Here is a 23,025-nt window from a genome sequence, read left to right as displayed (position 1 = left end):
GACGACAGCGGCGGGGGACGCGATATCCCCCGCCGCTGCCTGGGTTCATCGCCGGGCGACGAACCCGGCGTATCAGGCCTGGGCCTTCTGGCGACGTGCCACGAGGACGGCCGCACCGGCTGCGACCGCGACGAGCGCGATTCCGCCGACGCCGAACCACAGGGCGCCGTCACCACCGGTCAGCGGCAGCTCCCACGCGGGAACCTGCTCGTTCTCGACCTCGACGTAGTTGACCGTCGTGGTGGTCGCACCGGCCACGATCGTGACCTCGCGCGGCGTCGCGTCGAGCACGTAGCCCGCGGGCGCCGCCGTCTCGACGAGCCAGTAGGTGCCCGGGCGCAGAGCCGGGATGCTCAGCAGGCCCTCGGCGTCGCTCGTCCACTCCGACTCGCCGGCGACCGTGACCGGCTGGGTCAGGTCGGCGTCGCGGTAGAGCGCGAAGGTCGCGCCCTCGAGCGGCTGCTGGGCGCCGCCCGCGGTCACGGCGTACTTGAACACACCGAGCTGACCCACGGTCGTGGTCGTGCTGGTCTCGTTCTCACCGTCGTTGACGACGCTCACGGCGTCGTTCGTCAGGATGCCGTCGGCCGGCACGGAAAGGACACGCGTGAGGACCGTGAAGGTCACCTGGCCGCCCTGGGCGGACGTCTCGAACGCAGCGCGGCCGGACTCGGTGAACGTGACCGTCAGCGTGTCGCCCGCTGCGGGGCTCGGAGTGATCGTGAAGTCCGTGCCCGCCGTCAGCGACACAGCGGCACCGGACGCGTCGGTCACGACGACCGTCGTGGGCTGGACACCCAGGTCGCCGGCCTCGGCGTCGGTGACGAACGCGAGCTGCGCGGAGTCGACGACGTCGCTCACCGTGAACGTGTCGAACGACTCGTCCGCGCCGAGGACGGGGACGTCGGCCTTGATCGCCCAGCGAACCAGGTCGCCGTGGGCGAGCTCACCCTCGGTCGGGGCGACGACGTCCTTCTCGAGGCCGGTGACGGCGTTCTTCGGGTAGACGTGGACGTCGTAGATCCACTCGTTCGGGTTCTGCGCGTCCGGGCCCGTCGGGAACGGGATCGTGACGAGGAACGGCGCGGCCACGCCGGTGATCGTCGACGGGGTGTTCGCGGTCGCGGTCTCGGTGACGAGGTAGAGCGCGTAGGGCAGAGTCGCGGTCGCGACGCCACCACCGGACGTCGTGACGCTTCCGGCCGCGGTGAGGCCCGCGGCGGTCGCAGCGGCGATGGGGTCGGCTGCGTCGGCGATCGCCTGGACGTCGTTCCACCCGCCCGCGGTCAGCAGCGAACCGGTCTGGACGCGCTGGATCGTGAAGGTCACGTCGTCGAGGCCCTCACCCGTGAAGCCGGGGATGGCCTGACCCGTGCCCGGGTCGAGCGGGCTGTCGACGGCGCGCTCGTACTTGTGGATCGTCAGCGTTCCCTGCGTGCCGGTGATGTTTCCGACGCCGTTGTCTGCAGCCGCCGGCGCCGAGATGGCGACCGCGCCGGTCAGACCGAGCGCAAGCGCGACCGCCCCTGCGGCGAGTCGTTTGGTGATGGATGTACTCATGTTTCCTTTTTCTCCCCCAGTTGTGTACTGCGTGGTGTGGCCGTTGATCCTGCTCGGCCGGGTCATGATGCGCTCTTCGCGCGTCGGGTCGCGTGCCAGACTCCGAGTCCCGCGAGGGCTGCCATGATGGCGGCGCCCAGCATCAGGAACATGTCGGCCGACGTGCCACCCGTGAGAGGAAGCACGACCGCCGGAATCCGGTCGTTGACGAAGCGGTAGGTGGCGTGCTCGCCGGGTGCGATCGTGATCGCGGCGGCGTCGACGTCGGTCCAGTCGGCGTCCACGGCCGGGTCGCCGCCCGGCGTGAGTCGCTGCAGCGCCAGGTTTCGGTAGGCGATCGTCGCGGAATCGGTCGACTCGGCGAGCGTGTACGCGTGATCGGGGCGGACCTCGAACGTGTCGGCATCCGCGATGGAGGCCGTGCCGCGAGTGATCACCGGCTCGAGCGCGGGGCCGGCGGCGGGTGTGGCGGTCAGCGTGAAGTCGGCCGGGTCGAGCTGCGATCCGTCGACGACGTGCTTGAGGATGGTGAGGCGCGCCGTGGCGTTCGTGATCGTGCAGGTGACCTGGTCGCCTGCCTCGCGGATCGTGACGGTGTCGCCGTCGACGGCGACGAGGACATCGTCCTGATCGAGACAGGTCCACTCCCCGTGTCGCACGTACGTCGCCACCGGGTCGTCCTCGGACAGCGCGTACGGGACGCCGGCCGTCACAGCGGCCGTCGCGGCGTCCGTTCCGGAGCTCCCGCTCGGGCCCGGGAGCGCACCCGACGGCGCGAGCGCCTGCGCCGTGAGCGTCCAGGTGGCGGGATCGGCGTCGCCCTCGACCTTCTTGACCAGTGTCAGCGAGGTCGGCTTGAGCCTGTTGACGTAGGCGCACTGGACCGTCGAGCCGGGTGCGACATCGCCGATCGCCTGGGCGGCTTCACTCGTCAGCGTGATGGTCGAGGATGCGCCCGACGGTGCAGTGACGGTGCACTGGCCGCTCACGAACTCGTGGCCGGCCTGCTGCGTCTCGGACACCGACAACGTCGCGCGCGCCGCGCTCGAGCCGTAGCGGAGGGTCCAGGATGCCGCGCCTGCGGCATTCGTCGTGCCTTCGGGGGTGTTGCCCGCGACCTTCGTCACGGTGCCGCCCGTCGCCGTCGCGGACAGACCCATCGTCCAGCCGGCACCCGGCCGCGGGTTCTCGCCGCGGTCGTCGAGGACCGTCTTGGTGATGGTCACGGGCGTCACCAGCGGAGCGTTGGTGAACACGCACGCCACGCTCGCGCCGTTGACGCTCGGGATCCTGATCGTGCCCGAGGCCCCCTGGCCGGATGCCACGACGGCGCCGTCGCGCGTGCAGGTCCAACTCGACGCGTAGTCGGTCGCCGAGCCCGAGGCCATCGTCTCGGCGATGCGGTACTCCGCCCCGGCGACGACCGGGATCGGACCAATCTGCTCGGATTGGATGCCCGTGCTGGTGCCGACGGTCGTCGCGGTCGCCACGACCGTGTTGCCGGAGCCGACCTCGAGCCGGAACTGGTCGGTGGGAGCGGCGCGGCCGACGACGTTCTTCTGCACCGTGAGGTTGGCGGGCGAGTTGCAGCCTGCGAGGTCCGTGCTGCTGCTCAGCGATGTCGTGACGCGCTGCAGACGCTGCCACGTGGTCGGGTTGTAGCGCTCGATCGTCGTGCCGTTACCGAGGTAGATCGTGCCGTCCGCCTCGAAGGCGATGCCGTTGACGGCCGAGATCTGGATGCCGTCCGATGCGTTCGTCTGCGACCGCGTGAGCAGTCCGCCCTGAGCAGCGGCGAGAGTCGCCGCCGTGACCGAGAAGATGTTCGTCGTGCCGGAGTCATCGCTGCGGACGACGTAGAGGTTGCCCGAGGAGTCGAAGGCCATGTCGCCGTTCTGCTGCCCGGTCGTGGCGCCGGTCCAGAAGTAGCCGAGCGTGCGATACGCCGTCGCGGGGTCCGCCGCATAGCGGACCGGGTCGAACTCGTAGAGCATGAAGCGGTACTCGTTGCGGAAGTACGGCATGCCGCGGTACTCCGAATCGAACCCGCCGATGAGGAAGCGGCCGTTGGAGAGGTTCACGGCACCGGCCACCAGCGACGTGCTGTTGCCGGTCGTGAGCCCCGTGTTCGGCAGCGTCTCCCAGACTCCGGTGGCCTGCGTGTAACGCAGGACGTTGAGGACGTCGGCGGCGTTGTTGTTCGCCGACCGGTTGATGGCGTACATGACGCTGCCGTTCGGGCCGATCGCGAGGCTGTTGACCCCCGTGAAGCTCCCCGGCCAGCTGCCGAAGGTGGTGACGGCGGCGGTGTTGTTCCCGCTGCCGTTGACGATCTGACGGACGGTGCCGGAGCTCGAGACCGAGTACACGTAGTTCGACTGGCACATCGGCATCGGTCCCGCAGCGAACGTGCTCACCGCGCCGGACGCGCCCGTCTTCGCGGCCGCGGCCTCGGGGGCGACCGCTTCGAGGTCGGTCTCGGGGACCACGGCGTCGTCCGTCGACTCGGCGATCGCCGCCTCGTCCGCCGCAATGGCGATGCCGGCGTCATCGGCGGGCGGCGCAGCCTCGGGCTGGGCCGCACCGGTGTCGGCGACCTCGAGGTCGGTGACAGTCGCGACCACCGGAGCCTGCTCGGGATCGAGCGTCGTCGCGATGGCCGGCGTGAAGCCGCCGGCGACCGTTCCCGCGACGACGACCGCCGCGAGGATCATGGCCGTCGTGTGGCGCGCGCGTCGATTGATCCGCGATCGCGTACGTCGCTGACGGCGCGTTGGAACCTCGTTGTGCATGCTGCTCCCCAAAAGCGCGTTGCACGGGAAGCAGGCCAAGACTCGATCCCACCCCCACGGTGGACGAGCTCTACTCCCCAGTGATGACCCTTCGACATCGTGCGGCGCCGGCCCCCCGGATCCGCGTCGACGAGACACTGACGATGACACTAGGACATCGAAGCGCAAACGCCAAATCGAGCGCCGGCGGGGATGCGAAAGGCCCCTCGGACCGGAGTCCGAGGGGCCTTTTACGGTGCTGCGACGTTACTTCAGGATCTTCGTGACCGTGCCGGCGCCGACGGTGCGGCCACCCTCACGGATCGCGAAGCCGAGGCCCTCTTCCATGGCGATCGGCTGGATCAGCTCGACCGACATGTCGGTGGTGTCGCCGGGCATGACCATCTCGGTGCCCTCGGGCAGCGTGATGACGCCGGTGACGTCCGTGGTGCGGAAGTAGAACTGGGGGCGGTAGTTCGTGAAGAACGGGTTGTGGCGGCCGCCCTCGTCCTTGGCGAGGATGTACGCCGTGCCCTCGAAGTTCGTGTGCGGGGTGACCGAACCGGGCTTCACGACGACCTGGCCGCGCTCGACGTCGTCACGCTTGGTGCCGCGCAGGAGCAGACCGCAGTTCTCGCCGGCCCAGGCCTCGTCGAGCTGCTTGTGGAACATCTCGATACCCGTGACGATCGTCTTCTGCGTCGGACGCAGACCGACGATCTCGACCTCGGAGTTGATCGCGAGCGTGCCACGCTCGGCGCGGCCGGTGACGACCGTTCCACGACCGGTGATCGTGAAGACGTCCTCGACGGGCATGAGGAAGGGCTTGTCGCGGTCACGCACCGGGTCGGGCACGTTCTCGTCGACGGCTTCCATGAGCTCGACGATCGACTGCGACCACTTCTCGTCGCCCTCGAGCGCCTTGAGCGCCGAGACGCGGATGACCGGCGCGTTGTCGCCGTCGAAGTCCTGGCTCGAGAGCAGCTCGCGGACCTCGAGCTCGACGAGCTCCAGGATCTCTTCGTCGTCGACGGCGTCGGACTTGTTCAGCGCGACGAGCAGGTACGGCACGCCGACCTGCTTGGCCAGCAGCACGTGCTCACGCGTCTGCGCCATGGGGCCGTCGGTCGCGGCGACCACGAGGATCGCGCCGTCCATCTGGGCGGCACCGGTGATCATGTTCTTGATGTAGTCGGCGTGACCGGGCGCATCGACGTGCGCGTAGTGACGCTTCGGGGTCTCGTACTCGATGTGCGAGATGTTGATCGTGATGCCACGCTGACGCTCTTCGGGAGCCGAGTCGATGGTGGCGAAGTCACGCTGCACGTTGGTGGCCGACGGGTACTTGTCAGCGAGCACCTTAGAGATCGCGGCCGACAGCGTGGTCTTGCCGTGGTCGACGTGCCCGATCGTTCCGATGTTGACGTGCGGCTTGGTCCGCTCGAACTTGGCCTTGGCCACTGGGTCCTCCTCAGGACGTTCATGTAGAGCGTCCGGGCACTGGTTTGCGACCGGTTCTCTACGGGGATGGTGATCAGTCTAATGACTGGTTCGATATGAAGTTGTGCGGATGCCGACCCGGCCCTTCGACGAGCTCAGGGACCGGGGCGGCATCCGTAGGGTTATTCGCCCTTGGTCTTCTGGACGATCTCGTCCATGACGTTGCGCGGAACCTCGGCGTAGCTGTCGAACTCCATCGAGTAGACGGCGCGGCCCGACGTCTTCGAACGCAGGTCGCCGATGTAGCCGAACATCTCGGACAGCGGCACCTGAGCGCGCACGACCTTGACGCCCGCGGCATCCTCCATCGACTGGATCTGGCCACGACGCGAGTTCAGGTCGCCGATGACGTCGCCCATGTACTCCTCGGGCGTGCGCACCTCGACGGCCATGATCGGCTCGAGGATGACGGGGTTCGCCTTGCGGATGGCCTCCTTGAAGCCCATCGACCCGGCGATCTTGAACGCCATCTCGGACGAGTCGACGTCGTGCGCGGCACCGTCCATGAGGGTCGCCTTGACGCCGACCATCGGGTAGCCCGCGAGCACGCCGACATTCATCGCGTCCTGGAAGCCCGCGTCGACCGAGGGGATGTACTCGCGCGGGATGCGGCCACCGGTGACCTTGTTCGCGAACTCGTACGTCTTCTCGGCCGTGACCTCGAGCGGCTCGATCGCGAACTGGATCTTGGCGAACTGGCCCGAGCCACCCGTCTGCTTCTTGTGGGTGTAGTCGTGACGCTCGACGGTCTTGCGGATCGTCTCGCGGTAGGCCACCTGCGGCTTGCCGACGTTGGCCTCGACCTTGAACTCCCGCTTCATGCGGTCGACCAGGATGTCCAGGTGCAGCTCGCCCATTCCCTTGATGACGGTCTGGCCGGTCTCGGCGTTCTGCTCGACGCGGAACGTCGGGTCCTCCTCAGCGAGCTTCTGGATCGCCAGACCCAGCTTCTCCTGGTCCGCCTTCGTCTTCGGCTCGATCGCGACCTCGAGCACGGGCTCGGGGAACGTCATCGACTCGAGGACGACCGGGTTCGCGGCATCCGAGAGCGTGTCACCGGTCGTCGTGTCCTTCAGACCGATGACGGCGTAGATGTGGCCTGCCGTGACGGAGTCGACCGGCATCTCCTTGTTGGCGTGCATCTGGAAGATCTTTCCGATGCGCTCCTTCTTGCCCTTGGTCGAGTTCACGACCGCGGCGCCGGAGTCGATCGCACCCGAGTACACGCGGATGTACGTGAGGCGGCCGAAGAAGGGGTGCACGGCGATCTTGAAGGCCAGCGCCGCGAACGGCTCGTCTTTGTTCGCGTGGCGCTCGATGACGATCTCTTCGTCCTTGGGGTCGTGCGCCTCGATGGCGGGCACGTCCAGGGGCGAGGGGAGGTAGTCGACGACGGCGTCGAGCATGGGCTGCACGCCGCGGTTCTTGAACGCCGAGCCGCACAGCACGGGGTAGATGTCGCCGGCGACGGTGAGCTTGCGGATCGCGCCCTTGATCTCGGCGAGCGTGAGCTCTTCGCCGCCGAAGTACTTCTCGAGCAGCGCGTCGTCGGTCTCGGCGACGGTCTCGAGCAGCTTCTGACGGTACTCGGCGGCCTTGTCAGCGAGGTCGGCGGGGATCTCCTGGACCTCGTACTTGGCGCCCATCGTCACGTCGCCCTTGGCGTCGCCGGGCCACACGAGCGCGCGCATCTCGACGAGGTCGACGACCCCGAGGAAGTCGCTCTCGGCGCCGATCGGCAGCTGCAGCACGAGGGGCTTCGCCTTGAGGCGGTTGATGATCGTGTCGACCGTGAAGTAGAAGTCGGCGCCCAGCTTGTCCATCTTGTTGACGAAGCAGATGCGCGGAACGTCGTACTTGTCGGCCTGACGCCACACGGTCTCGGACTGGGGCTCGACGCCCTCCTTGCCGTCGAAGACGGCGACGGCGCCGTCGAGCACGCGCAACGACCGCTCGACCTCGACCGTGAAGTCGACGTGGCCGGGGGTGTCGATGATGTTGATCTGGTTCTTGTTCCAGAAGCAGGTGACGGCGGCGGAGGTGATCGTGATGCCACGCTCCTGCTCCTGCTCCATCCAGTCGGTGGTCGCACCGCCGTCGTGCGTCTCACCCATCTTGTGGTTGACGCCCGTGTAGAACAGGATGCGCTCGGTCGTCGTCGTCTTGCCGGCATCGATGTGCGCCATGATGCCGATGTTGCGGACCTTGTTCAGGTCGGTGAGCACTTCTTGTGCCACGGGGTGTCCTTATCTTGTGGAGCGGTCGGGTTGTGTCGTGGAGTCCGACCCTTCGACGGGCTCGGAGCCGAACGGGTTGCGTCCGGCCCCGAGCCTGTCGAGGGTTTACCAGCGGTAGTGCGCGAACGCCCGGTTCGACTCGGCCATCTTGTGGGTGTCTTCGCGGCGCTTGACCGCGGCACCCAGGCCGTTCGAGGCGTCGAGGATCTCGTTCTGCAGACGCTCGGTCATCGTCTTCTCACGACGACCCTTCGCGTAGCTGACGAGCCAGCGCAGGGCGAGCGTGTTGGCACGGTGAGGCTTGACCTCGACCGGCACCTGGTAGGTCGAGCCGCCGACGCGACGCGACTTGACCTCGAGGGTCGGGCGGACGTTGTCGAGCGCCTTCTTGAGCGTCGCGACGGCGTCCTGGCTGTTCTTCGCCTCGACGCCGCGGAGGGCGTCGTAGACGATCGACTCGGCGAGCGACTTCTTGCCGTCGACGAGGATCTTGTTCACCAGCTGCGTGACGATCGGTGCACCGTAGACCGGATCGTTGACGACGGGGCGCTTCGGGGCGGGTCCCTTGCGAGGCATTTAACTCAACCCTTCTTCGCGCCGTAGCGGCTGCGAGCCTGCTTACGGTTCTTGACGGCCTGGGTGTCCAGGGCGCCGCGGACGATCTTGTAGCGCACGCCGGGAAGGTCCTTCACACGACCGCCGCGTACGAGCACGAGCGAGTGCTCCTGCAGGTTGTGGCCCTCGCCGGGGATGTAGGCGGTGACCTCGGTCCCGTTGCGGAGCTTGACACGGGCGACCTTGCGCATCGCCGAGTTCGGCTTCTTGGGGGTCGTGGTGTACACGCGGGTGCAGACACCCGCCTGCTGCGGGTTCGCCTTCAGCGCGGGAGCCTTGGTCTTCGAGACCTTCGGCGTCCGCCCCTTGCGAACCAACTGCTGAATGGTTGGCACGTTCTCTCCTTGTTGTGCTGCACGGTGACAGCGTCGTGGTCTCAACCCGCGGCATCCGGATCTTTCGATTCGTGACGCTGCGGACTCACGCGGACCCACCGCGCGCCAGAATGGTCTGACGCGAGTCGTTGGTGGATATGCCGTGGGGGCGACCTGTTCGCAGGTCGGTCCCTGAGATGCGGCACGTCACCCGCCGCCATCCGCGCCGAGGCACAGTGGACGGCGCGCAATGCGCACACCCGATCAATGATACGCGGGATGCCGGGGCTCGGCAAACAGCGATCTCAGTCGGCCTCCGCCTCGATGCGGAAGGACTCGGGCACGCTGTGCATCCCGCGCAAGGCCCAGGACCGTGCGCACCTCCTCGGGTGCGGCATCCGGCTTCGACTCCGTGTAGCGCTCGGTGACGTCGGCTTCCCGCTCCGCGACGTCCGGAAACCGGCTCGTGGGGAACCCCGTGGGAATGTGCAGCCGAATTCGCTGCTCGGCCCCGCAGACGATCCTCACGACGTGTGCCAGACGAGGGTCGAGACGATGGCGTCGGTCAGGTCGACCATCGGCCGCACGAACGGCGTCTCGAGGTCGACCGTGTCATCGGCCGGCGCGGCGACGACGGCGGTGAACTGCAGCGCTACGGTGCGCCGCCCACAGGGACGGGCGTGAGGTACGCCGGAGAGAACTGCTGGACATATCCCGCAACGTGCCCCAGGGTCGAACGGGAGCGTCACCGGACGGAGCGCTTGTCGTCAGCAGAGCGCCAGCTCGGTCTGCGCGGCGTCGGTGCGCACAACCGGCCTCCCTCCGCGCGCGTCGCCGACTCAGCCGGTCAGTTGCCGGCGAGTGCCTGGTCGGTGTCCTTGATGGCCTGCATCATCTTGCGCAGCGACTCGCCCATGTCGCTGATGCCCTCGATGGCCTTCTCCAGACCCGTCGTCAGCTCGTTATAACCCTCGCCGAACTTGCCCGACGCGTGCTCGGTCTTGAAGTCATCGCCCAGGAGACGATCGACATCGGCCTTCAGGCGACGCAGCACGTCGCCGATCTCCTCGCGACCGGTCTCGAGCTTGCCCGCCATCGAGTCCATCTCGCCATAAGAAGCCTTGAAATCAGCCATCATCCACCTTTTCGGTCACTGGGACCGAGCACCCCCCGGTCGACAATCAGGGTAACCGAGCTGCTCCCCCGTGCCCTATGGGGAGGAATCCCCATAGGGCTCAGTCGGTGACCAGCGGCAGCTGCACCGTGACGAAGCGTCCGTTCTCGACGAAGAGCCCCCGGCCGGGCGGGAACTCGTGACGCTGCACCTTCGGGAAGCCCACCTTGAAAAGCGACTCGCCGTCGTAGGTGTCCGGACGCAGGGCGATGCCGTGGCGCCCGGCCTTGAGCTCGCCGATGAGGCCGTACCCGCTGCTGAGCTGCGAGACGTCGCCGTCGGCGACGAGGAAGTGGTCGCTGCGGTTGATCGCCTGGAAGAGCTCCTTGAGGGGCCGCTCGGCATCGGTGTCGCCGAACTCCGTGACGTTCTCGACGACGATCGCGATGCGCGTGGGGATCGTCTCGTCGGAGACGACCTCTTTGAGCTCCTTCGCGAGAGTGCGCACGTCGTCGATCCCCGTCGCCGCGCGCCGCCACGGGCGGAACGATCGCAGCGCGGCTCGCCGGCCGCCGATGTGGAAGAGCTCGACCGCCGGGTCGAAGCGTTCCAGCGCCGCGACGATCCCGCGCAGGGCCGTCGTCTTTCCGCTCTGCGGGGGCCCGGCGACGACGAACGTGCCGACGGGCTCGAAGCCGGTGGGCCCCAGGGTGTCGTCGCCGATGCCGAGGGTCGGCAGCTCGCCGACGCGTTCGGGAAGCTCGGCCGCGTCGAGCTCGGTGGGCAGCGCCCCGATGTTCTTGGCCTCGGGCGCCCCCGCCTGCCGCAGCGCCGCCGCGAACGCCTCGGCCGCCGCGTTCTGCTCGGCGACGTTCGACGTGCCCCCGATGACGGCGACCTGCGTCTCGAGCCCGTCGACGATCGCGCGCCCGGGCGCGCTGCGCTCGTTGAGGACGTCCTTGGCGACGCCGAGGATGGCGTAGGCGCTCTCGTCGGACATGCGCAGGACGATGCGCTTGGTCACGTTCGCGCTCACCGCCGTCGGCACGGCGCCGTAGCGATCGGCCGTCGCGACGACGTGCACGCCGAGCGGGCGACCTTCGCCGAGGAGCCGCATGAAGATCGCGTAGAACGGCGCACGGGCCGACGTCGTCTCCCAGTCCTGCTTGAACACGCCGAAGCCGTCCAGCAGCAGGAAGATGCGCGGCTCGGCCACGTCGCCCGTGATCTGGCGGTATTCGGTGATCGTCGCGGCGTTGACGGCGGAATAGCGCTTGGCACGGTCGTCGAGGATGCCGCGCAGCGTGCGGAACAGTCGCTGCACACGCTCGGCGTCGTCACCCGAGACGATCGAGCCGACGTGCGGCATGATCTCGAGCGAGCGCAGCGCGCCGGTTCCGAAATCGATGCCGTACACGGCCGTGCGGGCCAGATCAGGACGCGCGCCCGCCGCGATCCCGACGGTGCGCAGCGCGGCGCTCTTGCCCGCGCCGCTCGTGCCGTACACGAGCATGTGCCCGTCGGTGTCCGGTGCGAAGAACACGGCCTCCTGCAGCTGCCGCTGCGGGATGTCCGCGAGGCCGAGGGGAATGCGCTCGTCGCCGTCGAGCGGCAGGTCCCGCAGGTCGATCGTCGTCGTGAGGTCGTCGAGCCATGGTCGACGCGGAACCGGGATGCCCGCCTCGGCGGCGCCGCGGACGAGGTTCGCGACGAGCCGCTTCTGGTCGTTGGGGCCGAGGTCTTCGTCGTGCGTGTCGGATTCGCCCTCGGCATCGGACTCCCACAGGGTGACCGAGCCGAAGCGCAGGTCGGCCACGCGCACCTGCGCGCGATCGGGCTCGTCGGTGGTCCAGCCTCCCGCGTATCCCGACTGGAAGGGCACGAGCCGGCCGGGTCCGGTCTTGGCGATGCCGCGCCCGGGGATCGAGGGATCGAAGGTCGACGCGACGACATCGCCGACGACGTCGTTCGAGTCCGCAGCATCCGCCATGCGAAGCGCCACGCGCAGGTTGGTGTTGGCGCGCAGGTTGTCCTTGATGACGCCCGCGGGCCGCTGCGTCGCCATGATCAGGTGGATGCCGAGCGAGCGACCGCGCTGGGCGATGTCGACGACGCCGTCGACGAACTCGGGAACCTCGGTCGCGAGGGCGGCGAACTCGTCGATGACCAGGACGAGGGCGGGGGGCGTCTCGGGGTCCTGGCGCTTCTCGAGCTCGAGCAGGTCCTTCGCCTTCTTACGGTTGAACAGGTGCTCGCGGTGATGCAGCTCGGCGCGCAGGCTCGTCAGCGCCCGCCGCACGAGGTGCGGGCTGAGGTCGGTCACGAGTCCCACCGTGTGGGGCAGCTCGACGCAGTCGGCGAACGCGGATCCGCCCTTGTAGTCCACGAACAGGAACGTGACGCGGTCGGGGCTGTATTCGGCCGCCATGCCGAGCACCCACGCCTGCAGGAACTCGGACTTCCCCGAGCCCGTCGTGCCGCCGACGAGGGCGTGCGGACCCTGCGTCCGCAGATCCAGCGTCATGGCGTCGGGGCTGCCCTGACCGACGTAGGCCTTCAGCGTGCCCGCGCGCTTCAGGCGCGGTCGCGGACCGCGCGTGCGGTCGATGATCGAGTTGTTCTGCCGCCAGCGCTCGACGACCGCCTGCGGCTCCTGTGCGAGGTCGCTCCCGATGAGCCGCAGCAGCGAGACGCTCGCCGGCAGGTCGGACGAGTCCGCCGCGACGGAACTGGAGTCGACGACGGGCGCGAGCCGCTTGGCGAAGATCTCGGCGTAGTCGCGCGAGACGCCCTCGATCTCGACGTCGACGGCGCGCTCACCCGCGCGCACCCAGCCGACGTGCGCGCGCTCGAGACCCTCGGTCACGTCGATGAACGTGCGACAGGCCGCCGGCAGGGATTCCACCGTCGGGGCGACGAAGATCGTGTACACGCCGGCATCCGGTCCGCGCTCGATCACCTGCGTCAGTCGCGGACGGTCGACGGGTGCGTCGTGCGTGACGAAGAGCACGAGCGACACGTCGCCGATCTTGTCCGATCCGCCGCTCTGCTCGCCGACGTGCTGACCGAGCGCCATCGACGTGTCCTTCGCCGAGAGCGGTCCGCGTCGCGTCGCCGAGCCCGAGAGCCGCTCGAGGATCGCCTCTTCGAGACCGTTCAGCAGCGCCGTGCCGGCGGACTGGCTGTCGGCGAGCGCCATCTCGGCGAACGGCGATCGCGGGCTCGTCGTGTGCGGGAGCCACTTCATCCACTCCATGTCGGCCGTCCAGCTCGGGTCGACGATCGCGGCCGTGATGACCTCGTTCGGCGCGTGCAGGCCGAACAGCTGCACGCCCAGGCCGCGCACGACGTCGGCCGCCAGTTCGCGCGTGCCGGCGATGCCGATGGCACCGGCCGACGGCAGCAGCTCGATGACGGGCACGTCGTCGATGCGCGCGAAGCGCTGCCGCACGACCTCGACCTGGTGCGAGTAGTGGGCGATCCCGCGCTGGTCGTTCGGCTGCCCGACGGTGTTGCGGCTGTCTCCCGTGCCGACGCCCAGCCGCAGGCCGAGGAAGTTCCAGTGCTCCGGACGACGCGTCCACAGCATGGGGCCGAGCGAGATCGCGTTCTCGTACACGGCCGCCGTCGCGGGGGCCTCGGCGCGCCGGCGCTCGCGTTCGACGAGCTCTTCGTCGGCGAGATTCTCGTCGAGCTCGTCGAGCTGCGTCTCGAAGGTCTCGATTTCGAGCTTGAGCTTCTTGCCCTGCTGCGTGCGCTGCCCGATGAAGTTGCCGAGCATCATGAGCGGCGCCATCGCGACGATGAGCAGCGACGTCGGACGCTGCGTCATGGCGTACATCGCGAGTCCCAGCAGCACGGGCGCCATGATCATCGGCCACGGGAACATCCGCGGGTCTGCTTCATTGGGGATGATCGGATGCCGGAACTCCTCGCCCGCGTAGCGGTCTTCGACGCGCGGGGAGCGGTTGAACATGAGCGCGCCGCCGCGCTCGAGCACGAGGGCGTCGTCGGTCGCGACGCGCTCGGCGAGCGTGAAGGACACGTCGGTCGCGCCGATCGTGATGCGCTGACCGGGGATGACCCGCACGCGCTGCACGAGGCCGCCGTCGACGATGAGGCCGTTGGCCGAGTTGAGGTCGACCAGCTCGATGCCCTGGTCGACGTCGACGCGCGCGTGGCGCTTGGACACGAGGGGATCGTCGAGCAGGAGCTCGGCGGGCGCCGCGCGGCCGATGACGGTGCTGCCGGCGGCGAGCGGCACGGTGCGTCCCGCGTCGGGTCCGTTCAGGATGTGCATGACCGCGGCCGTCGCGGTGCTGCCGTCGGCACCGGGCGCGGCCGGCACGACGGACGCCGCGAAGCCCGATCCGATCGGGGCGTCGCCGATGGGCGTCGCGGGGTCGAGGTGCACGGGCTCGCCGGCGGGCGGGGCGACGAGAAGCGTCGGCACGGCGCTCGCGTTGACGGCGCTTCCCTGGGCGAGCGAGTCGCCGTCGGAGAGCTCGCGCGCGACGTCCTGCACGGTCGCGGTGGAATCCGCCGTGACGAGCACGTCGACCGACGTGCCCACCCCGCGGCGCAGGCTGAGCTTGAGTTTCACGAATCGGCACCTCTCGCGACGACGTCGAATGTGCGTCCACCCACGTGCACGGTCCAGCCGAGCGGCACGCGCATGGCCTCGCCGACCGGCACCGGGACGGTGTCGCCCCCCGGCGAGCGCAGCTGCGTGCCGTTGCGCGACCCGCGATCGGCGATCCAGACGCCGTCGGCGTCCTGACCGAACGCGGCGTGCGTCTTGGACATGAGTCGCTCGGGATCGTCGAGCTGGACGATCGCGTCGACGTGCTCGCCCGCGGCGGCTTCGGGATCGCGGCCGATCAGCGCGAGCGCGGGGACCCGCATCGTCGAACCGTCGTCGAAGCGCACGGTCGGTCGCCCCCGACGACTGCCGACCGCCTCTGCGGCGGCGGGCGGAGCGGCAACGGGCGGCGTCGCGGCGGGGGGCGCCACGGCGGCCGAAGTCACGGCGGGCGAAGTCGCGACGGGCGGTGCCACGGCGGGCGAAGTCGTGACGGACGGCGCCGCGACGGCTCGGTCGCGGGACGGTTCGGCGGGCGCGGGCCGGGACACGTCGGGGACCGCGTCGATGACGCCGACCGGAGCCGAGTCCCGCGCCGCCCACTGCGCACCGGTGCTGCCCGAGCCCACGACGCCCGCGCGCGAGCGGGCCCCGAGGATCCGCAGCGCATCGGCGGCGCCGACTCCCGTGGCCATCGAGGGCAGATCCTCGCTGTCGTCGGGGCGCCCGCGCAGCGTGCGGCGCGCGTGACGCATCGCCTTGGCGTCGAACGGGTCGATGCCGGCGCGGGTGTCGACCACCCAGCATCCGCCGACACGATCCAGGATGCTGCGCCCGCGAGCCTGCGGATCCCACAGCGCGGACGCGAAGAGGATCGCGGGTCCGATGAGCACCGCGATGTTGCCGACGCACAGGACGAGCGCGCGCAGCACGACTCGCCAGAAACCGGGAGGACCGTAGTCGACGGCCGAAACCGAACGCAGGCGCAGCATGGCCTTGCCCGCGGTGACACCGCGACGCCCGTGCACGATGAGCTGGATGACGACGAAGAGCGTCGTGAGGAACCCGCCGGCGGCGAGCAGGATGATCGGCACGAGCGGCGCGGTCCCGGTCACCAGCAGCACCGCGCCGGCGACGGGAACCGCGGCGGGAATCGCCCACAGCGCGACGTCGATCGCGAAGGCGAGCGAGCGGATGCCGGCGCCGGCGGGCACGAGCCCGAGGGCCGCAGCGACGGCGGGATCGGAGTCGTCGAACTCGCCCGTGGGCACGTCAGCCTGTGTCATCGTCTTCCTCGCATCACGGCAGCATCAGGTCGCGGTGCGCACGATGCGGGCGCACGGACCGCCCCACACTCTCACGAAGCGCGCCGACTTCGGAAAACCGGCGGGCGGTCATCCCGCGCCCGCCAGCAGGATCACGCCCAGGGTGACGGCCGCGGCGAGTGCGACGAACCCCGCCACGACGATCGTCCCGACGAGACGTCGGCGTGCCAGACGCCGCCGCCGCGTCGTCAGCGAGTCGGTGTCGACGGGCTGCTGCGGGGTGCGCACGGGTGCCGCCGCGCGCGTCACGCGTGCGGGCTCCGCGGCGCGCGGACCGTACGTCACGGCAGGCGCGGTCTCCTCGCGGCGGGGCGCCGACCGGACGGCGCCTCCCGGCACGGACGGGCCGTGTCCACGTGTGAGCACGGTGTCCTCGATCGCCTCGTGGCCCGCTGCGGCGAGGTCGGCGCGACGCCGCGACTCGCGTCGCACGACGACGGTCGATCCCTCGTCGGGATCGACCTCGGGCAGGTCCCCGGCTGTCGTCCGCCGGGGGCCGGCGATCTCAGCCTCCGCACGCGCGGCGCGGCGCGAGAGCCGGGTCGCGTCATCGAGGTCGGTGTCCGCTCCGGCCTCTCCTGAATCGACCGGTGCGGCCGCTTCGGCCCCGCGCCGGGCGACCAGCCGTGTCGCCTCGAGGTCGTCCTCGGGATGCGCGTCCGGGCCCGTTCCGCGTCGCCGCGCGACGCGGGTCTGGTCGTCGGGTTCGTCGGTCACTCCACGCTCCGGGCCAGGCGGATCTCGGCATCGCCGAGCAGGAAGCGGTCACCCGCCTCGATCGCGACGCCCGGCGTCGCCTCGACCTCGGTGCCCAGGAGCGTCGCGAAGACCACGCCGTTCGTGGAGTTCAGGTCGGTCACCCACCACGTGTCGCCGCGCAGTTCGAGCCGCGCGTGCGTCTTGGAGACGGTTCCGTCGTCGATCGAGATGAGCTGAGCGCTCGGATGCCCGGGATCGGGCTGGGGACGCCTGCCCAGCAGCACGACCTCGGCGCCGATCGGGACGGGGTCGCCCGAAGGCGTGACGAGCGACCAGTCGGTGCGACGGCGTCGAGCGATGATCGTCTCATCGAACGCGTCGTCCGGGATCTGCGGGCGTCTGTTCTGCGCCGAGACCGACGACAGGGCCGACCGGGGGGAGCCCGCGTCGGGGGCGCCGGCGATCGCCGAGACCGCGCCGGAGCTGTCGGAGAAGGCGTCGGTGTCGAAGTGCGGCGACCGCGTGGGGGCCCACGGCTCGGGAGCCATCGGCTCGTCGTCCGCCGGGCCGGCGTCCGCCTGCTCGGGCTCGGGCCCGGGCGAGGGCCTGGCGGCCGCGGGCGCGCGCGTGACGGGCGCGGGGTCGGGCAGCGACCACGGTGCGGCCGGCATCGGTTCGGGCGCACCCGGGATCGCCCCCGTCACCTCGACGCTGTCCTCCGGGACGGGCGGCGGCCGCAGTCCGTCGAACTCGTCGCGACGGTGCGTTCGGCTCGCGTCGCCCGGGACCGACGGAGCCCAGCCGCCGGGGGGCGGCGAGACCGGCGACTCCGCACGACCGGCCACGGGGCCGACCGGCTCGTCCTCGTCGGGAGCCGTGCGCGCAGATGGGGCGAAGGGCGTCGGTCGTCCCGGGGCGGGCGCGGGCGGAGCGACCGCTTCGGATGACGTCGCGAACAGCGGATCTTCGGGCGCGACGAGCGTCGAGCGTCCGTGGAAGGTCTCATCGGCGCCGGGCATCGGCGGAATCGGGCCGGTCTGAGGGAACACCGGCGTCGCTTCGGGCGCAGGAACGCCGATCCGTCGCGGACCGGCTTCTTCTTCGCCGACCCAGCGTGCGCTGCCGAAACCCAGGATCGACGCCCACACGGGGAACACGAGTGCCGCCAGCACGGTCATCCCCGTGCCGAGCGTGAACGCGGCGTTGATGCGGTGGCACGCGATGATCTGCAGGATCCACACGGCGACGGCCCCCGCGCCCGGAACGAGATACAGCAGCAGGAGGAACGGCGAGACGCCGCCGAGGCGGAACAGCACGACCTGGTTGTAGACGGGAACCCATCCCGCCCACGCCGGCTCTCCCGACTTGCGGAACACCGCGGCGAGGGCGATCGCCGTCCAGACGTAGAGCGCGAGGGCGACGAGGGACCAGGTCAGGCCGGCGGCGGCGACGGCAGAGGCATCGATGGTCATGGCGTGGGACGCAGGGGCCGCAGCCCCGAACGCCTCCCCCTCTCGGCGAAGAGCGTGCGAGCACCTTTCGCGGGTGCCAGCGGGCGGATGATCGATCTCAACGATACGGTCGCGGCGACCCTGCGCCGGATTCCGTTCGCACCGATCAGCGCGTGTCGCTCGGCGTGGACGGTCCGCCAGTAGGCGTCGACCGCTTCGGGCGAGGGCTCTCCCGCCTCCCCCGCGAAGACGGCCTCGTCGGCGGCCGCCGCCAGATCGGCGCCCGCCGACGTGCCCAGGGCGGCCGCGACTTCGCTGCGCGTGGCGCTGCGCGGCACATCACGGCGTGCGTCGATCGCGGCGTCCACGTACTCCTCCCACCCGCCCGCGACGCGCTCCGCGGCCGTCCCCGTCGTCCGGCGGGCACGACGCCGCAGCCGTTTCGCGGTGATGACCGCGAGGAACGGGCCGAGCACGAGGAGCAGCACGAGCAGCACCATCCCGGAGATGCGCAGCACGGGCCACAGCCACGCGAGGTCGGGACCGGCCGCCTCATCGGACGGGTCGGCGGCGACGGAATCCTGCTGCACGGGTTCGGGTGGGATGATCTCCTCGACCGAATCGGGCAGGACTTCGGTGACGACCTCCGGGTCGCGCTGCTGCGTCACCTCGAGGCTCGGCGACTGCGCGTGCTGCGGCGTCGCGTCGATCGGGATCCACTCGCCGCCCGCGGAGCGCACTTCGGCCCAGGCCGCGAGATGCTGCGCGCGGCAGACGCCGTCGTCGCACACGCTCAGGTCCGCGTCGTCCGAGGCCAGGCGCGTGCCGACGACGACGCGTGAGGGGAATCCGAGCTCGCGCGCGATGATCGCGACCACCGTCGCGAACTGCTCGTCATCGCCGATCGCGGCGACGAAGTTGCCGGATGCCGCGGCACGCGGGTCGGCTTCACGCTCGAGCAGCCGCGTGAACAGGGCGTCGATGCGTCCGAGCGAGTGCCCCGACGCGCTCGGCTGGAACCGGTAGCCCGACAGCCCGCTCGCCCATACGGCGGTGCCGTCGGCGCCCAGCGACAGGGCGTGGCTGAGGTATCCGCGCTCGCGCAGCAGATCGACCGCCGCCTCGAGCGCGACGCCGTCCGATCCCGACGCGTGCTCCTCGACCCAGGTCCGCACGCTCGGCGGCATCGTGTCGAGCCCCGGCGCACCGGGCGCCTGCGCCTGCGCGAGCGGGATCCGCGCCGGCTCGACCCCCGTCATCCGGTACGCGTCGCCGGATTCCAGTCCTCCGCCGGCCGCCTGGACGCCCGCGGTCGCCTCCGCGCTGTAGTAGAAGCCGTCCGCCAGCAGCGCCGCCCGGGGCCCGTCGAAGTCGACGCGTGCCAGCCGGCCGGCCGTCGGCATCCACAGTCCGTCCCAGCGATCGATCGTGACGCGCAGTTCGATCGGCTCTCCGTCTCCGGCCTCGAGAGCGGATGCCACGCGGACGAACCGCCCGTCCCCCGTCCCCTCGCTCGTGCGGAACACCTCGCCGTCGTAGTCGTCGAGCGTCGCCAGCCGCACGCGGTCGGGAGTGCGCGCGGTCAGCTCGACGGTGAAGAGCACGTCGTCGGCGCGTTCGTCCTGGAAGAAGCCGCGGTACTGCGTGAGCGGACTGAGCTCGGCCGCCAGATCGATCTCGGGGCCGATGGCGCTGCGCAGCACGTCCCGGTCGATCCCCCGGGCCGCGAACGGCACGACCGCGACCGCGACGACGACCGAGACCGCGATCATCCCGATCCCGAGCGCGGCCCGGCGACGGTCGGCGGGGGTCGCCCGTCGTGCGACGCGCACGCCGCTCGCGACCGCCGCGCGCTGCAGAGCGCGCACCCGCTCATCGTGCGCGCGCCAGGCGAGCCACAGCAGGCACGCGAGCAGGCCGGCGACGCCGAGCGCCGTCTCGACCGGCGCGTGCAGCGTCACGGGCCCGAGCATCAGGGGACTGCTCACGTCAGCGTGGCCGAACACCAGACCGAACGACACCATCGCCAGTGCGACGGGGATCGCGACGTACGCGCGGCGCCCCTCGCGCCAGGACAGCCGCAGCAGCGCGGTCGTGCCGACGAGGAAGACGACGAGCGCCGGCACGAGCAGGTTGCGGTAGGAGCCGACCGGCAGTTCGACCGTGAGAAGGTCCTTCCACGCGACCGCGGTGCCCGCCGTGAGCTCGCCGAGCCCCCGGACGAGCTCCACCGGGGTCCCGAGGCGTGAGGGGACGGCGAGCGGCACGCCCAGCACGATGAACGCTGCCGCGACGACCCCGGCGACGAGCCAGCCGCTCCACCGGCGACGCGTCGCCACCACCGTGATCCCGACCGCGACGCCGACCGAGACCGCCACGAGGACGACGAACGCCGGCTCGCGGTAGATCGGCCACGCCGACACGCCCGCCGTCGCGACGACCGCCGCCGCGAAGAGGGAGCCCGCGACGATGCGCGGCGGCACGCGGCCGCCCGCCTTCGCGGCATCCCGTCGTCGCTGCGCCCCGCTCACCCCGAAGCCCCTCTCAGCAGCAGCCCCCGCAGGTCGTCGAGTGTGCCGATGGTCATGACGGTGAGGCTCGACAGCGTCTGCACGCGGGGGTGCGCGCGCTCGTCGCACACGACGGCGACGACCGCGGTGTCGGCGGGGAATGCGAGGGCGGCCTGCTGAAGACGCGTGAGCGTCATGGCCGAGCCCGTCACCAGGACGGCGATCGAGATCCGCTCGCCGGACTCGGCGGTGAGCCGGCAGACGTCGCCGAGGGCCATCGTGTTCTCGAACATGCGCACGCCGCTGAAGCCGTCGAGCATGGGCCGGGGCGAAGCGGCGGGCAGGTGGCGGATCGTCCGCAGGCGTCCGCGCACGGCGCGCGGGATCTCGGATCCCGTCACGATGACGACATCACGCGCATCGCGGACGGCCTGCACGCCGAACGACGCCGCCGCCGAGACGGCGAGTTCGAACTCGTCGGCGTCGCGGAACTCGTGCTCGGCGACGGCGAGCACGAGCGCCATCCGCGACCGGCGCGACTCCTCGTACTGCCGCACCATGAGTCGGCCGGTCTTCGCCGTCGACTTCCAGTGGATGTGGCGCCGGGCGTCCCCGGCGACGTAGGGGCGGATCGCATGGAAGTTCATGTCGGCGTCGACCGTGCGACGCGTGGGGGCGCCTTCCAGGTCGCGGATCAGCCCCGCACTCGTCGACGGGATCGACGTCGTGCGGGGGTGGACGAACACCTCGTGCGCGTCGGCGAACGCGTGCTCGCGCCGCAGCAGTCCGACGGGGTCGCTGCGCACCGTCGTGGCGGGACCGACGCGCACGACGCCGCGCCGCAGCCGCGGGATGTCCAGCGGCTGGGCGACCGTGTGACCCGGGCGCAGCAGCGGCACGCCGAATTCGACCAGGCCCGGCCCGACCGGGATGTCGATGCGGCCGGGCAGAGCCATCCGCCGGCCCGTGTTGCGGACGACGACGTCGCCCGACAGCCCGTCGCCCGCGATGATCCGCTCGCGCGCGAGCGACAGGTCCACCTCGTACGAACGCGACCCGAACAGGAACGGGATGCTGGCCAGCAGAAGCAGCAGGGCCGCCGCGCCGGCGACCATCCATTCGACCCAGCCGAACACGAGGCCGGCCGCGAGACCCGCCGTGGCGGCCAGCAGCACGAGCGCGCCCGCCGGTCGCACCGTGCGGGCGACCCAGATCGTGCTCGCCGTCGCGGCACGGGCGAGAGCGCGCCAGGCACGCGTCGACCAGACGACGACGTTCACGATCCGCCCCGACGAGATCGACGTCGCGGTCACCGAGGTCGCGTGGGTGCGCCCCGCCGCGCCTTCGGTCGAGGTCCGTGTCAGTCGCGTGTCGGTGAGGCTCATACGGCCTCTCGGCGCGAGGGCGGTGCGATGTCGAGCAGCACCTGCCCGACGACCGCTTCCTGCGTGACGCCGTCGAACTCCGCTTCGGCGTGCAGGATGAGCCGGTGCGACAGCACGGACACGGCGAGCGCCTTGACGTCGTCGGGCGTCGCGTAGGTGCGCCCCTGTGAGACGGCGCGCGTGCGGACGGCGCGGGTCAGGGCGAGCGCACCGCGGATGCTGACCCCGAGGCGCACCTCGTCGGCCGAGCGCGTCGCGTCGACGAGGCGCGCGATGTAGTCGAGCACGAGCGCGTCGACGTACGTCTGCGCCGCGAGGTCTGCCATGCCGACGAGCGCATCGGGGGTGATGACGGGGGCGAGGTCGGCCGTCGGCGTCGCGGCACCGTCGAGGATCCGCACGGTCGCCGCGTGGTCGGGGTAGCCGAGAGAGGTGCGCATCATGAACCGGTCGAGCTGCGCCTCGGGCAGCCGGTAGGTGCCGGCCTGCTCGATCGGGTTCTGCGTCGCGAGCACGATGAAGGGGTCGCCGACCGGACGCGAGACGCCGTCGATCGTGACGCGCCCTTCCTCCATGACCTCGAGGAGCGCGGACTGCGTCTTGGGCGAGGCGCGGTTGATCTCGTCGGCGAGGACGATGTTCGCGAAGATCGGGCCGGCGTGGAACTCGAACACGCCCTCCTTCTGGTCGTACACGCTGATGCCCGTGATGTCGCCCGGAAGCAGATCCGGTGTGAACTGGATGCGGGTGTTGGTCCCTTGCACCGACTGCGCCATGGCGCGTGCAAGCGAGGTCTTCCCCGTTCCGGGGACGTCTTCGAGCAGCACGTGGCCGTCGCTCAGCATGGCCGTGAGGACGAGCTCGACGGCGTGCCGCTTGCCCAGAACCGCGCGCTCGACGTTATCGGCGAGCTGGGCGAACGTCTGAGCGAACCAGGTCGCCTGCTCTGGGGAGATGGTCAT

General features: G+C 70.5%; 15 protein-coding genes. All 15 read right to left on the bottom strand.

Translation table 11 applies throughout. From position 1 onward, the window contains the following. Positions 1 to 72: 72 nt before the first annotated feature. The 15 genes from ACWICD_RS00555 to ACWICD_RS00485 all read right to left on the bottom strand — a co-directional run bounded on the left by ACWICD_RS00555 (position 73) and on the right by ACWICD_RS00485 (position 23,025). Complete coding sequence (locus tag ACWICD_RS00555) at positions 73 to 1,560, bottom strand: SpaH/EbpB family LPXTG-anchored major pilin (protein ID WP_454138986.1); 1,488 nt, start codon at positions 1,558 to 1,560, stop codon at positions 73 to 75. 62 nt (positions 1,561 to 1,622) lie between these two features. Then, positions 1,623 to 4,274 carry an LPXTG cell wall anchor domain-containing protein gene (locus tag ACWICD_RS00550; protein WP_454138985.1) on the bottom strand — a complete coding sequence of 884 codons (2,652 nt, stop codon included), beginning with the start codon at positions 4,272 to 4,274 and terminating at the stop codon, positions 1,623 to 1,625. A gap of 324 nt (positions 4,275 to 4,598) precedes the next feature. Then, positions 4,599 to 5,792, bottom strand: a complete 1,194-nt coding sequence (gene tuf, locus ACWICD_RS00545) for an elongation factor Tu (protein ID WP_376129536.1) — start codon at positions 5,790 to 5,792, stop codon at positions 4,599 to 4,601. Between the two features lie 161 nt (positions 5,793 to 5,953). Further along, the gene (fusA, locus tag ACWICD_RS00540) at positions 5,954 to 8,068 is read right to left on the bottom strand and encodes an elongation factor G (RefSeq protein WP_376129539.1); all 2,115 of its coding nucleotides are present in this window, start codon (positions 8,066 to 8,068) and stop codon (positions 5,954 to 5,956) included. Positions 8,069 to 8,173: 105 nt separating this feature from the next. Next, on the bottom strand, positions 8,174 to 8,644 hold the full coding sequence (rpsG, locus tag ACWICD_RS00535; protein WP_150893261.1) for a 30S ribosomal protein S7: 471 nt from the start codon (positions 8,642 to 8,644) through the stop codon (positions 8,174 to 8,176). A gap of 5 nt (positions 8,645 to 8,649) precedes the next feature. After that, entirely contained in the window at positions 8,650 to 9,018 is a 369-nt protein-coding gene (gene rpsL, locus ACWICD_RS00530) for a 30S ribosomal protein S12 (protein WP_067194597.1), read from the bottom strand. Positions 9,019 to 9,521: 503 nt separating this feature from the next. Continuing rightward, entirely contained in the window at positions 9,522 to 9,746 is a 225-nt protein-coding gene (locus ACWICD_RS00525; RefSeq protein ID WP_454138984.1) for a hypothetical protein, read from the bottom strand. A gap of 98 nt (positions 9,747 to 9,844) precedes the next feature. Continuing rightward, positions 9,845 to 10,132: a WXG100 family type VII secretion target gene (locus ACWICD_RS00520; RefSeq protein ID WP_376129556.1), complete on the bottom strand. Its 288-nt coding sequence runs from the start codon at positions 10,130 to 10,132 to the stop codon at positions 9,845 to 9,847. Between the two features lie 100 nt (positions 10,133 to 10,232). Further along, a complete protein-coding gene (locus tag ACWICD_RS00515) occupies positions 10,233 to 14,714 on the bottom strand; it encodes an FtsK/SpoIIIE domain-containing protein (protein WP_454138983.1) in 4,482 nt (1,493 codons plus the stop codon). Beyond that, the gene (locus ACWICD_RS00510; RefSeq protein WP_454138982.1) at positions 14,711 to 15,979 is read right to left on the bottom strand and encodes an RDD family protein; all 1,269 of its coding nucleotides are present in this window, start codon (positions 15,977 to 15,979) and stop codon (positions 14,711 to 14,713) included. The genes ACWICD_RS00515 and ACWICD_RS00510 overlap by 4 nt, the downstream gene beginning before the upstream one ends. Before the next feature lie 108 nt (positions 15,980 to 16,087). After that, positions 16,088 to 16,735, bottom strand: a complete 648-nt coding sequence (locus ACWICD_RS00505) for a hypothetical protein (protein WP_454138981.1) — start codon at positions 16,733 to 16,735, stop codon at positions 16,088 to 16,090. Continuing rightward, positions 16,732 to 18,189, bottom strand: coding sequence for a DUF5684 domain-containing protein (locus tag ACWICD_RS00500; RefSeq protein WP_454138980.1), 1,458 nt, complete (start codon positions 18,187 to 18,189; stop codon positions 16,732 to 16,734). Before ACWICD_RS00500 ends, ACWICD_RS00505 begins: the two co-directional genes overlap by 4 nt. Beyond that, a complete protein-coding gene (locus ACWICD_RS00495) occupies positions 18,186 to 20,699 on the bottom strand; it encodes a transglutaminaseTgpA domain-containing protein (protein ID WP_454138979.1) in 2,514 nt (837 codons plus the stop codon). Before ACWICD_RS00495 ends, ACWICD_RS00500 begins: the two co-directional genes overlap by 4 nt. Then, positions 20,696 to 22,063 (bottom strand): DUF58 domain-containing protein, encoded by a 1,368-nt coding sequence (locus ACWICD_RS00490; protein WP_454138978.1) that lies wholly within the window; start codon positions 22,061 to 22,063, stop codon positions 20,696 to 20,698. The genes ACWICD_RS00495 and ACWICD_RS00490 overlap by 4 nt, the downstream gene beginning before the upstream one ends. Then, positions 22,060 to 23,025, bottom strand: a complete 966-nt coding sequence (locus ACWICD_RS00485) for an AAA family ATPase (RefSeq protein ID WP_376131049.1) — start codon at positions 23,023 to 23,025, stop codon at positions 22,060 to 22,062. Before ACWICD_RS00485 ends, ACWICD_RS00490 begins: the two co-directional genes overlap by 4 nt.

This window comes from Microbacterium sp. NPDC055357 (genome assembly GCF_053644835.1).
This window is presented reverse-complemented; position numbering and strand designations above follow the sequence as displayed.